This is a genomic window from Rhizobium sp. YJ-22, assembly GCF_029601685.1.
GTDB lineage: Bacteria > Pseudomonadota > Alphaproteobacteria > Rhizobiales > Rhizobiaceae > Metarhizobium.
Window position 1 is genome coordinate 300,149 of record NZ_JARRIR010000006.1, and the last position, 12,541, is coordinate 312,689.

The window sequence follows — 12,541 nt, forward strand, 5'->3', positions numbered from 1 at the left end:
AAGGGAGGGCATTGCCCTCCCTTTTTTATAGAACCGTGCGAACCTTCCATAGTTCCGGGAACAACTCCACCTCCAGCATCCGCCGCAGGTAGGAGACGCCGGCTGTGCCGCCGGTGCCGCGCTTGAGGCCGATGATGCGTTCGACCGTGGTGACGTGGTTGAAGCGCCAGCGGCGGAAATAATCCTCGAAGTCGATCAGCTTTTCAGCGAGTTCATAAAGCGCCCAGTATTTGGTCGGGTCGCGATAGACTTCGCGCCAGGCCGACAATACGGTTTCGCTTTCCTCGCGGGTGCTGCCGATCGTGCCTATGGCTTCCGCCGGAATGTCGAAGCCGTTGCGGCCGAGCAGCATCAGAGCTTCCTGATAGAGGCTCGGCTGGTCGAGGATCGCCTGAAGCTTTTCGGTGATGCCGGCGTCGTGCTCATGCGGCTTCAGCATCACCAGGTTGCGGTTGCCAGCCAGGAATTCGATGGCGCGATATTGCCACGACTGGAATCCGGAGGACTGGCCGAGCGCATCGCGAAACGTGGTGTATTCGCTCGGCGTCATCGTGCGCAGCACGTCCCAGGCGCTATTGAGCTGTTCGAAGATACGCGCGACGCGGGTCAGCATCTTGAAGGCCGGCTGCAATTCGTCGGCGCGCACCGCCCGACAGGCGGCGCGGATCTCGTGGATCGCCAGTTTCATCCACAATTCCGAGGTCTGGTGCTGGATGATGAACAGCGGTTCGTCATGGGCATCTGACAACGGCGACTGGGCATCCAGCACCTTGTCGAGCCTGAGATAGTCCGAATAGGACATTTTTTCGCGGAAATTCAGTTCCGCGCCATCGGGGTGGGGATCGCGGCCGGTCATGTCACCTTGCTCTTCTTCAGGAATTCGGGACGGTTCCAAAGCTCTTCTTTTATAACGCGCTCCAGAACGGCGGCGGCGGCCTTCACCTCTTCGAAACCGATATAGAGCGGCGTGAAGCCGAAGCGGATGATATCGGGCGCGCGGAAATCGCCGATGACATTGTTGGCGATCAGCGCCTGCATGACGGCATAGCCTTCGCGGTGGCGGAAGGAAACCTGCGAGCCGCGCCTCAGACCGTCCCGCGGCGAGGCGAGCACCAGATCCGGGCAGCGCGCCTCGACTTCCTCAATGAACAGGTCGCAGAGCGCAATCGAGCGTTCACGCACCGCCTGCATGTCGACGCCGTCCCATGCATCGAGGCCGGCTTCGAGCGCCAGCATCGACAACATCGGCGGCGTGCCGGCGCGCATGCGCTCGATGGACGCGCCGGGGCGGTAGTCGAGATCGAACAGGAACGGCGCCTCATGGCCGAGCCAACCGGAAATGGCCGGCTGCACCTTGTCCTGCAGGTCCGGGCGGACATAGATGAAGGCCGGGGCTCCGGGGCCGCCGTTCAGGTATTTATAGCCGCAACCAATGGCGAAATCCGCACCGGCGCCGGTGAGATCGACGGGAATGGCGCCGGCCGAATGGGCGAGATCCCAGATGGTGACGACGCCAGCGGCCTTTGCCTTCGCGGTCAGCGCCTTCATGTCATGCAGCCGCCCGGTCGCGTAATCGACCTCGGTCAGCATCAGCACGGCGACGCTGTCGTCAATAGCGGCCTCCACCTCTTCGGGGGCGACGACCTTCAGGCTGTGCCCTTTGTCGACGGTGCGGATGACGCCGTCGGCAATATAGAGGTCGCTCGGGAAATTGCCGCGATCCGACAGGATCGTCCGACGGCCGTCACCGGCCAGCGACAAGGCCGCCGTCAGCGCCTTGAACAGGTTGACGGAGGTGGAATCGGCCGCGATGACCGAGCCGGCGGGGGCGCCGACCAGCCGGCCGATGCGGTCACCGACGCGATTGGGCAGGTCGATCCAGCCGGCTGTGTTCCAGGCGCGGATCAACTGATTACCCCAGTTGTCCTTGATTTCGCTCGCCAGGCGGGTGCGCACGGAGGTTGTCAGCGGTCCAAGCGAATTGCCGTCCAGATAGATCACCCCTTCGGGGATCTCGAACAGAGCCTTGGTGCGTTGGAAAATATCGGTCATGATGCGGTCGCGTTCTTTCTCAACTGGAAGCGCTGGATCTTGCCGGTTTCGGTCTTCGGCAGGCTGTCGACATAGTGGATCGCCCGCGGATACTTATAGGGGGCGATAGTGGCCTTGACATGGGCCTGCAGCTTCAGCGTCATCACCTCGTCGCCAGAAACGCCCGGAACCAGCACCACGTAAGCGGCGACGATCTGCCCGCGCGCCTCGTCGGCCATGCCGATGACGGCGCATTCGGCGACGTCGTCATGGGCAAGCAGTGCCGCCTCCACCTCCGGCCCGGCAATATTATAGCCGGCGGAGATGATCATGTCGTCGGCGCGGGCGGCGAAATGGAAATGGCCGTCCTCGTCCTGGTAGAAGGCATCGCCCGTCAGGTTCCAGCCCTGCTTGACGTAGTCCTTCTGGCGCTCGTCGGCGAGGTAACGGCAGCCGGTGGGACCACGCACCGCCAGCTTGCCGATCGTGCCGCGCGGCACCTCGTTCATCTGGTCGTCGACGATGCAGGCTTCATAACCCTTGACCGGCAGGCCGGTGGAGCCGGCGGCGCGGTCATCCAGGCGGTTGGAAATGAAGACATGCAGCATTTCGGTGGAGCCGATTCCGTCGAGGATCGGCTTGCCGGTCTTTTCCACCCAGCTGTCATAGACGGGCGGCGGCAGCGTCTCGCCGGCCGAGACGGCGATGCGCAGCGACGAGAGATCGGCACCCTGATCCATCGCCGCCAGCATGGCGCGATAGGCGGTAGGGGCCGTGAAGCTGATCGTCGCCTTGTAGGTCTCGATGATCTTGACCATGTTCGGCGGCGTCGCCTGCTCCAGCAGGGCGGCCGCAGCGCCGAAGCGCAACGGGAAAATCGCCAGCCCCCCGAGGCCGAAGGTGAAGGCGATCGGCGGCGAACCGACGAACACGTCGTCCGGCTGCACGTTCAGCACGTCCTTGGCATAGGCGTCGGCGATGATCAGAAGGTCGCGATGGAAATGCATCGTCGCCTTCGGCACGCCGGTTGTCCCCGAGGTGAAGCCGAGCAGGGCGACATCGTCGCGGCCGGTCTTCACCGCCTCGAATTTCACCGGCTTGTCGAGCGCGATCCGATCCAGTTCGGCGTCGTGATTGGCGCTGCCATCGAAGCCGACGACCTGCTTGAGGAAGTCGCTGTCCTTGGCGCAAAGCACCAGTTCCTCGATGATGCGCGTATCGCACAGCGCAAGGCTGATTTCGGCCTTGTCGATGATCTTCTTGAGTTCGCCGGCACGCAGCATCGGCATGGTGTTGACGACGACGGCGCCCGCCTTGGTCGCGGCCAGCCAGCAGGCGATCATCGCCGGATTGTTGGCCGAGCGGATCAGGATGCGGTTGCCCGGCTTGACGCCGTAATCCTCGACCAGAGCATGAGCGAGCCGGTTGCTCCAGTCCGTCAGCTCCTTGTAGGTGCGGCGGCGACCGTTGCCGATCAGGGCTGTCTTGTCGCCGAAACCCTTGTCTACCATGCGGTCGGTGAATTCGACGGCGGCGTTCAGATAATCCGGATAGTCATAACCGTCGAGGAGGAATTCCGGCCATTCCTCGCGTGGCGGAAGGTTATCGCGCGTGAAAGTGTCGACATGCGCCGAAGGGCTCAACATGGTTGATCGTTCCCCTTTTTATGGGGCAATCCCGGCCGGAACCGCTTGTGCGGCTTGCGTCCGACGACTGCCAATACTCTGTTCCCTATGGGCGCAGGTTACACCAGCCGAAATCTATTTCAAGTTTAAAATATTTATCGATCCGACGTCATTTGTTGGCGAAACGCCTGCGCTAAAACATGTCGCGCAAAAGTGTGCAGCGGCTTTGCGACAACGACATGCGAAAATAAAAGACCTGAAGCACAAGGAGCGAATCCGGAAAATCACGACGCGCTTTAGCGGTTGCGCTCGTCCGGTCGCGTCAGAATGAAGGTAGCGCTGCCGGCCATGAGAAGCGCAACCAGGATCGCAGCCAGTGGGCCGGGATGGCGGCCGAACCAGTAGGCGGCATAGCTTGCCGCCATCAGCAGGCAGGCCATCGTCTTCGCCCTGCGGCTGATCGCGCCGCGCTCTCTCCAGTCGCGCAAGGGTGGGCCGAAGATCCTGTGGTCGAGCAACCAGGCTTCGAGGCGTGGCGACGAGCGGGCGAAAGCCCAGGCCGCCAGCAAAAGAAACGGCGTCGTCGGCAACACAGGCAGGAAGGCGCCGATGATGCCGACGACGACCATCGACCAACCGAAAGCGAGATAGACGAACCGCATGAAAGGCGCCGGGCGCCAGACCTTTCTCCGGCTCCGGGACCGGTTATCCAAGCGTTGCCGGATAGCCGGCATCGTCCAGAGACTTAAGAATTTTCGCGCTTTCGGCAAGGGTTTCGATGCGCACCGTCCTGGTCGCCAGATCGGTGGAGACGGTGGCGGCGGTGTCGACCTCCTTGACGGCTTCGGTGATCGCCTTGACGCAGTGGCCGCAGGACATGTCGGGAACGGAAAGTGTCAGCATGGCTTCCTCGCATCTTCTGGAATAACAGGGCGCCATCCTTATGAAGCTTCCTGCCACTGGAAGGTCAATCCTGTTTGCGGAAAATTCAGAAGCATCAAAAATGCCATTGACCTTCCCGTGACTGGAAGGTCTAGACCCATGCCAATTGGAAAAATACCGAGTGAGGACCAGAAGCATGACGGCTCTGAAACGCATCAACCTTCCCGTCGAAGGCATGACCTGCGCCTCCTGCGTGCGCCGGGTCGAAAACGCCATTCGCAAGCTGCCGGACGTAAAAGAGGTGTCCGTGAACCTTGCCACCGAATCGGCTGAGGTGAGCCTGGTGCCGTCGGCAGAAATGACGCCGGTGGTCGAGGCGATCCGCAAGGCGGGCTATGATGTGCCGGCAAGCGTGGTGGATCTGGAAATCGAGGGCATGACCTGCGCCTCCTGCGTACGCCGGGTGGAAAAGGCGCTGAACGACGTACCAGGTGTTTCGGCGGCAAGCGTCAATCTCGCCAGCGAGCGCGCCCATGTCGAAGGCCTCGGCACGCTGCCGGCCGGTGCATTGATCGCCGCCGTGCGCAAGGCCGGTTATCAAGCGCGACTGGTCACCAAGGCCGCCGACGCCGGGACGGAGAACCGCGACCGGCACCTGGCGGCGCTGCGCCGTGACGCCATCGTCGCGGCGATCCTGACCGCGCCTGTCTTCGTGCTCGAAATGGGCTCGCACCTCTTCATGTCCTTTCACCATTGGCTGGCCATGACCTTCGGGCAGCAGACGATCTATGTGATCTCGTTCCTGCTCGCGACACTGGTGCAGTTCGGCCCAGGCCTGCGCTTCTATCGTCACGGCATTCCGGCATTGCTACGGCTGGCCCCCGACATGAATTCGCTTGTCGCCATCGGTTCGACCGCCGCCTGGGCCTATTCGACCGTTGCCACCTTCTTTCCGCAATTGATGCCGGCCGGCACGGCGAATGTCTATTTCGAATCCGCCGCCGTCATCGTCACCCTCGTCCTGTTCGGCCGCTATCTCGAAGCCCGCGCCAAGGGGCAGGCGGGCGATGCCATCCGCAAGCTGCTGGATCTCAGCCCGCGCACCGCCCGCGTCGCGCGCGACGGCACCTTTGTGGACGTGCCTGTCGACGAGGTGATGGCGGGCGATATGCTCGAAGCGCGTCCCGGCGAGCGCATCGCCGTGGATGGGACCGTCCTCGACGGCCATTCGCATATCGATGAATCGATGATTTCGGGCGAGCCGATCCCGGTCGAAAAGCGGGAAGGTTCGGCCCTGCTCGCCGGCACCATCAACGGCCAGGGCAGCCTGCGCTACAGGGCGACAAAGGTCGGCGCGGAAACGCTACTGGCGCAGATCGTGCGCATGGTCGAGCAGGCGCAAGGCGCAAAACTGCCGATCCAATCGCTGCTCGACCGGGTGACGGCGGTCTTCGTGCCCGTGGTCATCGGCGTCGCGCTGCTGACCTTTGTGGCATGGATGCTCGCCGGTCCGGAAAACGCTTTTGGCGTCGCGCTGGTCCATGCCGTTTCGGTGCTGATCATCGCCTGCCCCTGCGCCATGGGCCTTGCGACGCCGGCCTCGATCATGGTGGCGACCGGCCGCGCCGCCGAAATGGGCATTCTGTTCCGCCGCGGCGAAGCCCTGCAAACGCTGAAGGACGCCCGCACCGTCGCGCTGGACAAGACCGGCACCCTGACCAAGGGCCATCCGGAACTCACCGATCTCATCCCCCTGCCGGGTTTCGAGCGCGACGAAATCCTGCGGCTGACGGCCTCGGCCGAAGCGCGTTCCGAACATCCGGTCGCCGCCGCCATCGTCATGGCTGCGACCGGGCAACGCCTTGCCCTGTCTCCGGCAACCGATTTCCACACCGAAACTGGGCTCGGTATCGTCGCCACAGTCGACGGCCATGCCGTGCTCGTTGGCGCCGACCGCTTCATGACCGGGCGCGGCATCGACCCCGCCGCCTTGCGCGACGAAGCCGCGCGGGCAGGGGAGGCGGGGCGCACGCCGCTCTATGTCGCCATCGACGGCCGGCTTGCGGCGCTTGTCTGCGTTTCCGATCCGGTCAAGGAGACGACGCCGGACGCCATCCGCCGCCTGCACGATCTCGGTCTCGGCGTCGCCATGCTGACCGGTGACAACAGCCGCACGGCACAAGCCGTCGCCGGCCCGCTTGGCATCGATACGGTAGTGGCCGAGGTTCTGCCCGGCGGCAAGGTGGATGCGATCCGCGAAATCGCCGGCCGCGCCGGTCCGGTCGTCTTCGTCGGCGACGGCATCAACGATGCGCCGGCCTTGGCCGAAGCCTCCGTCGGCCTTGCCATCGGCACAGGCACGGATATCGCCATCGAAAGCGCCGACGTCGTGCTGATGTCTGGCGACCTTCAGGGCGTCGCCCGCGCCATCGCCGTCTCAAAAGCGACGATGCGCAACATCGCCCAAAACCTGTTCTGGGCCTTCGCCTACAATATCGTGCTGATCCCCGTCGCCGCAGGCGCCTTTTCCGGCCTCACCGGCTGGACGCTGTCGCCGATGCTGGCTGCCGGAGCCATGGCGATGTCGAGCGTCTTCGTTCTCGCCAACGCCATGCGCCTCAAACAACTGAAATGATTCTTCGAGATCGCATGATCCTATCCAAGAACCGCTTCACACTGTTTGGGATCATGCTCCGTTCTGGCACCGGATCTGCCCGGAAAGCTCGTCTATGATCGGGCAATCCGGGCGGTCGTCGCCATGGCAATGGGCGACCAGATGGGTCAGCGCCTCGCGCAGGCTCGACAATTCCTTGAGCTTGCGGTCGATATCGGCAAGCTTCGTCTCGGCGATTGCCTTCACCTCGGCGCTGGCGCGCTGCTTGTCGTCGTAGAGTGACAGAAGCTGGCGACATTCCTCGACGGAAAAGCCGAGGTTGCGCGAGCGATGCAGGAATTGCAGCCGGCCGATGTGCATATCGGAATAATCGCGATAGCCGTTTTGCGCCCGGTCGGCCGCAATAAGGCCGATTTCCTCGTAATATCGTATCGTCTTCGCCGGCAGGCCGGATCGACGAGATGCCGCCCCGATATTCATGCTCTCGCCTCGTCATGCACATGGTCGTGACCGTCAATGTGGGGCGAAGTGGCCGCGCTTGCAAGCGCGGCCCAACGGCAATCCTGGCCGACTGCTTGCCCTGCGGGTCCGAAACGTATATGCGACGAGGGATTTTTTCGCGCCGGAACCGGAGATGCGCCGAAAGTGAGCCAGAGCAGACATAGCCTGACGCACAGCCGTGCCGCGCAAGCGGCCGCGTGCCGGCGGCTGTCGCCGCTGCTCTCCGGCTGCCTGCTGTTCCTGTTCGCGCTCGTCAGTTTTTCGCTTGGACATGCCCAGGTTCTGACGCTGGGACGCGCCGGCGCCATGGGCGCTGAAAAGCCCGGCCAGACGCTCTATGCCGGAAACCGCGACAGCAATCGCGCCACGCCGATCATCGAGCGCAAGGACCCGCCACAGACGGTCTGGACAGGCGACGGCTGGGGATTGACGGCGATCCGCGCTCTGCCATCGCCCTATTTTACCGCCGCACGGCTCCTGCCGGTTGAACCGCAGGCCTTGCCGCTGCCCGCTCGACGCGACCGCCTGCCGCGCGGGCCGCCGGCCTGATCTTCTTGTGCGTTTCCGCAACGCCATTCCGGCCTGGCCGGATTTCGCGCGGCGCTTGCCGTTGCTTTTTTCTTTTCCGCAAGGACCAGACACATGCGCAATTCACGCTGGCTTGTCACCAGCTATATCATCATCATCCTGATCGGCATCCTCGTGGCGCTGCCGAACGTGCTGTCGAAGGACACGCTTGCCAGGCTGCCGAGCTGGCTGCCGCACAACCAGGTCTCGCTCGGCCTCGACCTGCGCGGCGGTTCGCATCTCGTGCTCGAGGTCGATGCCGCCGACCTGACCAAGGAGCGGCTGCAGAGCCTCATCCAGGATTCGCGCCGCGTGCTGCGCGATGCCAATATCGGCAATTCCTCGATCCGCCGCGTGCAGGATTATCTGCTGGTGACGCTGACCGATCCCGGCCAGCGTGACGCGGCGATCACCGAGCTTCAGAAGCTCGCCAATCCCGTCGGCATCGGCCTGACTGCCGGCCAGAGCGATCTCGCCGTCACCGCCGAAGGCGATGCAGGCGTGAAGATCGCCATGACGCCGGCCGGCCTCGAACACAATATCAGCGCCGCCGTCGAGCAGAGCCTGGAAATCATCCGCCAGCGCGTCGACCAAGTCGGCGTGTCCGAACCGACCATCCAGCGCGTCGGCGGCAACCGCGTCCTCGTCCAGCTTCCGGGCGCCGAGGATCCGTCGCAGCTGCGCAAGCTGCTCGGCTCCACCGCCAAGATGAGCTTCCATCTGCTGGGCAATGCCGGCGACCGCGGCGTCACCGTGCTGAAGGACGAGGAAGGCAACAGCTATCCGGTCGTCGACCGCGTCGAGCTTTCCGGCGACCGCCTGTCGGACGCCCGCGTCGGCTTCGAGCCGAACACCCGCGAGCCGATCGTCTCCTTCCGCTTCGACAATGCCGGCGCCGTGCGCTTCGCCGACATCACCCGCGCCAATGTCGGCCGCCCCTTCGCCATCGTCCTCGACGACAAGGTGCTGAGCGCGCCCGTCATCCGTGAGCCGATCACCGGCGGTTCCGGCCAGATTTCCGGCAATTTCTCGGTGGCGAGCGCCAACACGCTGGCCGCCCTGCTGCGCGCCGGCGCCCTGCCTGCGAAGCTCACCGTCATCGAGGAACGCACTGTCGGCGCCGATCTCGGCGGCGACGCCATCCGCAAGGGCGTTTATGCCGGCCTGATCGGCTTTGCGCTGGTCGTCGGATTCATCTTCATCCTCTATGGCGCCTGGGGCATTCTCGCCAACTTCGCGCTGATGCTGAACATCATCCTGACCTTTGCCGGCCTGACGCTGATCGGGGCGACCCTGACGCTACCGGGCATCGCCGGCATCGTGCTCGGCATCGGCCTTGCGGTCGACGCCAACGTTCTCATCAACGAACGCATCAAGGAAGAAACCCGAAAGGGCAAATCCACCTTCGCCGCCATCGATTCGGGCTTTGCCCGCGCTTACTCCACCATCGTCGACAGTAACGTCACGACGCTGATCGCGACGGTGCTGCTGTTCTGGTTCGGATCCGGTCCGGTGCGCGGCTTCGCCGTCACCATGGGTCTGGGCATCGCCATCTCGATGTTCACGGCCGTTTCCGTCGTCCGCGTCATCATGATCTTCATCGCCGGCCGCTACAAGCTGAAGAAGATCGACATCAAGCCGTTGCTGCCCTTCCATCTGATTCCGGACGGCACGCGCATCAACTTCATGAATGCGCGCTTCTTCGGCATCGGCCTCTCGGCCGTGCTGTCGATCACCTCGATCATCCTGTTCATCAAGCCGGGCCTCAATTACGGCGTCGACTTCCGCGGCGGCATCCAGATGGAAGTCGTGACGCAGCAGCCGGCGGATCTCGCGAAATTCCGCGCTGGCCTCGATGCGCTCGGTCTCGGGGAAGTCGCGCTCCAGGAGTTCGGCGACCCCAACCACATGCTCGTCCGCGTCGAACGCCAGCCCGGCGGCGAGGAAGCCCAGACGGCAGCCGTCGAACACCTGAAGGCCGAAGTTGCCCAGATCGACCCGTCCGCCAAGGTCGAGCGCACCGAAGTCGTCGGCCCGAAGGTCAGCGGCGAGCTGGCAATGGCCGGCGTGCTCTCTGTCGTGCTCGCCAGCCTGGCGATGCTCGCCTATATCTGGTGGCGCTTCGAATGGCCGTTCGCGGTCGGCGCCATCGCCACGCTGGTGCTGGACGTGACCAAGACCATCGGCTTCTTCGCGCTGACCGGCCTCGACTTCAACCTCACGGCGATTGCCGCATTGCTGACGCTGGTCGGTTATTCGGTGAACGACAAGGTGGTGGTCTATGACCGCATGCGCGAAAACATGCGCCTCTACAAGTCGATGCCGCTGCGCGAACTGATCGACCTGTCGATCAACGAAACGCTGGGCCGAAGCCTCTACACCTCCTCGACCGCCTTCCTCGCCATGCTGCCGATGGCAATCTGGGGCGGCAGCGCGGTGGAAAGCTTCGCGGTGCCGATGGTGTTCGGCATTTTCGTCGCTGCCTCGTCATCGGTGTTCATCGCCGCGCCGATCCTGCTGTTCCTCGGCGACTGGCGCCGCTCGCGCGCCAAGCGCAGCAAGGAGACCAACAACACGCCTGAAGAGGCGGCGGTTTAACCCTCGCACATGGCAGGGCCGGGAACAGTTCCGGCCCTGCCGCGTTCTTTCCAGGATCGATGGCGCCCCTATGCGGGCGCTTATTCAGCAAAAGGAGGAACGATCTTGGCGCCCATTCGCATCCCCCGAAAATCCTGGATCATCGTCTGCGACGGCGCGAAAGCGCTCATCCTGCGCAACGAAGGCGATGCCGATCTCATGAACCTGCAGGTGGTGGAAACCGTCACGCAGCCGGACGAAAAGACCAGCGAACTCGGCACCGACAGGCCGGGCCGCGCCAACAATCCGCCAGGCACCGCCCGCAGCGCCATGGAACAGACCGACTGGCATATGCTGGCGGAAGAGGATTTCCTGTCCGGGATCGCCGAAAGGATCGGCAGGATCGTCGAGGAACACCAGCCCGGCACCATGGTCCTCGTCGCACCGCCCCAGGCGCTCGGCTACCTGCGCAACGCTCTTCCCGCCAATGCCCGCAAGGCGATCACCGCCGAAATCGCCAAGGACTATACCCAGATGCCGGTGCCCGACATCGAGCGCAACCTGCTGAAGCTGGCGGCCTGACCGTCCGGGGCGTTTCCGGCCGAAACGTGATCGCTTCGGCCTCGGATAATGCGGCAAGGCAAGACGATGAAATGCTCTAGAATTTCGAATGCGCCAGCATGATTTCGCGCGCGAGCTGGTCCAGCGGCAGGATTCTCGCCACGCCGCCGCGCGCGATCGCCTCCTTCGGCATGCCGAAAACCACCGAACTCGACTCGTCCTGCGCCACCGTATAGGCGCCTGCCTGCCGCATCTCGTCCATGCCGCGGGCGCCGTCGTCGCCCATGCCGGTCATGATGATACCCATGGCATTCGAACCCGCCGCCCGCGCCGCCGAGCGGAACAGCACGTCCACCGAGGGACGGTGGCGGGAGACCAGCGGGCCGGTGCGGACCGAGACATGGTAACGCGCTCCCTGTCGCTCCAGCAGCATATGCCTGTCGCCGGGCGCGATCAGAACATGGCCGCGCAACACGGCATCGCCGTCCGCCGCTTCCTTCACCTCGACTTCACAAAGCGAATTCAGCCGCCGGGCAAAGGCGGCAGTGAACTTTTCCGGCATGTGCTGGACGATGACGATGCCGGGCGCATTGGCCGGCAGGGCTTCGAGAACCTCGCGCAACGCCTCCGTCCCGCCCGTCGATGCGCCGATGCAGACCACCATTTCCGTCGTCTTGGCCATCGCCCGGCCGGTCGGCGGCGGCAGCACCGCATCGGCGGTCAGCTTGGCCTGCGGGCGCACCTTGTCGCCAAGCACCGGAAGCCGGACATTCGACAACCGTGCCTTCGAGGCCGCCTTGACGGCATTGCGGATGCGCTCGGCGGATTCGGCCAGATGATCGGCCGCGCCGATCTTCGGCTTCAGGATGATGTCGACGGCGCCCGCCTCGAGCGCTTGCATCAATGTTTCGGACCCTTCCTCGGTCAGCGAAGAGCACATGACGACGGGGATCGGCTTCTGCGCCATCAGCTTGCGCAGGAAAGTGATGCCGTCCATACCCGGCATCTCCACGTCGAGGGTGATGACGTCGGGGATTTCCTCGCGAATCTTGCGCGCCGCCATGAACGGGTCGGTCGCGGCGGCAATGACCTCGATTTCCGGATCCTCCTCCAGCACCCGGGTCAGCGTCTGGCGGACACTGGCGGAATCGTCGATGATGAGGACACGGATTTTTTTCATGGC

Annotated in this window: 11 protein-coding genes; 4 read left to right on the forward strand and 7 right to left on the reverse strand. The window is 63.9% G+C overall.

Annotated elements, in window-relative coordinates; genetic code table 11:
• Nucleotides 1-25 precede the first annotated feature (25 nt).
• The 5 genes from kynA to P7F60_RS16350 form a co-directional block, all read right to left on the reverse strand.
• Nucleotides 26-856, reverse strand: a complete 831-nt coding sequence (gene kynA / locus P7F60_RS16330; RefSeq protein ID WP_277918789.1) for a tryptophan 2,3-dioxygenase — start codon at nucleotides 854-856, stop codon at nucleotides 26-28.
• A complete protein-coding gene (kynU, locus tag P7F60_RS16335) occupies nucleotides 853-2,052 on the reverse strand; it encodes a kynureninase (RefSeq protein ID WP_277918790.1) in 1,200 nt (399 codons plus the stop codon). Before kynU ends, kynA begins: the two co-directional genes overlap by 4 nt.
• Nucleotides 2,049-3,677: a benzoate-CoA ligase family protein gene (locus tag P7F60_RS16340; RefSeq protein ID WP_277918791.1), complete on the reverse strand. Its 1,629-nt coding sequence runs from the start codon at nucleotides 3,675-3,677 to the stop codon at nucleotides 2,049-2,051. The genes kynU and P7F60_RS16340 overlap by 4 nt, the downstream gene beginning before the upstream one ends.
• Before the next feature lie 275 nt (nucleotides 3,678-3,952).
• Entirely contained in the window at nucleotides 3,953-4,318 is a 366-nt protein-coding gene (locus P7F60_RS16345; RefSeq protein ID WP_277918792.1) for a YbaN family protein, read from the reverse strand.
• Between the two features lie 43 nt (nucleotides 4,319-4,361).
• Complete coding sequence (locus P7F60_RS16350) at nucleotides 4,362-4,559, reverse strand: heavy-metal-associated domain-containing protein (protein ID WP_277918793.1); 198 nt, start codon at nucleotides 4,557-4,559, stop codon at nucleotides 4,362-4,364.
• Between the two features lie 175 nt (nucleotides 4,560-4,734).
• Between P7F60_RS16350 and P7F60_RS16355 the strand changes: the two genes are divergently transcribed.
• Nucleotides 4,735-7,173 carry a heavy metal translocating P-type ATPase gene (locus tag P7F60_RS16355; protein WP_277918794.1) on the forward strand — a complete coding sequence of 813 codons (2,439 nt, stop codon included), beginning with the start codon at nucleotides 4,735-4,737 and terminating at the stop codon, nucleotides 7,171-7,173.
• 51 nt (nucleotides 7,174-7,224) lie between these two features.
• Here the strand turns inward: P7F60_RS16355 and cueR are convergent, their stop codons facing one another.
• Nucleotides 7,225-7,632, reverse strand: a complete 408-nt coding sequence (gene cueR / locus P7F60_RS16360) for a Cu(I)-responsive transcriptional regulator (protein ID WP_277918795.1) — start codon at nucleotides 7,630-7,632, stop codon at nucleotides 7,225-7,227.
• A gap of 165 nt (nucleotides 7,633-7,797) precedes the next feature.
• On the opposite strand from cueR, the gene P7F60_RS16365 reads away from it, so the two are divergent.
• The 3 genes from P7F60_RS16365 to P7F60_RS16375 all read left to right on the forward strand — a co-directional run bounded on the left by P7F60_RS16365 (nucleotide 7,798) and on the right by P7F60_RS16375 (nucleotide 11,379).
• Nucleotides 7,798-8,202, forward strand: coding sequence for a hypothetical protein (locus P7F60_RS16365; protein WP_277918796.1), 405 nt, complete (start codon nucleotides 7,798-7,800; stop codon nucleotides 8,200-8,202).
• Between the two features lie 93 nt (nucleotides 8,203-8,295).
• Entirely contained in the window at nucleotides 8,296-10,818 is a 2,523-nt protein-coding gene (secD, locus tag P7F60_RS16370; protein ID WP_277918797.1) for a protein translocase subunit SecD, read from the forward strand.
• A gap of 105 nt (nucleotides 10,819-10,923) precedes the next feature.
• Nucleotides 10,924-11,379, forward strand: coding sequence for a host attachment family protein (locus tag P7F60_RS16375; RefSeq protein ID WP_277918798.1), 456 nt, complete (start codon nucleotides 10,924-10,926; stop codon nucleotides 11,377-11,379).
• Between the two features lie 76 nt (nucleotides 11,380-11,455).
• On the opposite strand, the gene P7F60_RS16380 is transcribed toward P7F60_RS16375, so the two are convergent.
• On the reverse strand, nucleotides 11,456-12,538 hold the full coding sequence (locus P7F60_RS16380; RefSeq protein WP_277918799.1) for a chemotaxis response regulator protein-glutamate methylesterase: 1,083 nt from the start codon (nucleotides 12,536-12,538) through the stop codon (nucleotides 11,456-11,458).
• Nucleotides 12,539-12,541 lie beyond the last annotated feature (3 nt).

Coding starts and splice junctions, on each gene's coding strand:
- kynA (WP_277918789.1), bottom strand. CDS start 856: ATGACCGGCCGCGATCCCCACCCCGATGGCGCGGAACTGAATTTCCGC.
- kynU (WP_277918790.1), bottom strand. CDS start 2,052: ATGACCGATATTTTCCAACGCACCAAGGCTCTGTTCGAGATCCCCGAA.
- P7F60_RS16340 (WP_277918791.1), bottom strand. CDS start 3,677: ATGTTGAGCCCTTCGGCGCATGTCGACACTTTCACGCGCGATAACCTT.
- P7F60_RS16345 (WP_277918792.1), bottom strand. CDS start 4,318: ATGCGGTTCGTCTATCTCGCTTTCGGTTGGTCGATGGTCGTCGTCGGC.
- P7F60_RS16350 (WP_277918793.1), bottom strand. CDS start 4,559: ATGCTGACACTTTCCGTTCCCGACATGTCCTGCGGCCACTGCGTCAAG.
- P7F60_RS16355 (WP_277918794.1), top strand. CDS start 4,735: ATGACGGCTCTGAAACGCATCAACCTTCCCGTCGAAGGCATGACCTGC.
- cueR (WP_277918795.1), bottom strand. CDS start 7,632: ATGAATATCGGGGCGGCATCTCGTCGATCCGGCCTGCCGGCGAAGACG.
- secD (WP_277918797.1), top strand. CDS start 8,296: ATGCGCAATTCACGCTGGCTTGTCACCAGCTATATCATCATCATCCTG.
- P7F60_RS16380 (WP_277918799.1), bottom strand. CDS start 12,538: ATGAAAAAAATCCGTGTCCTCATCATCGACGATTCCGCCAGTGTCCGC.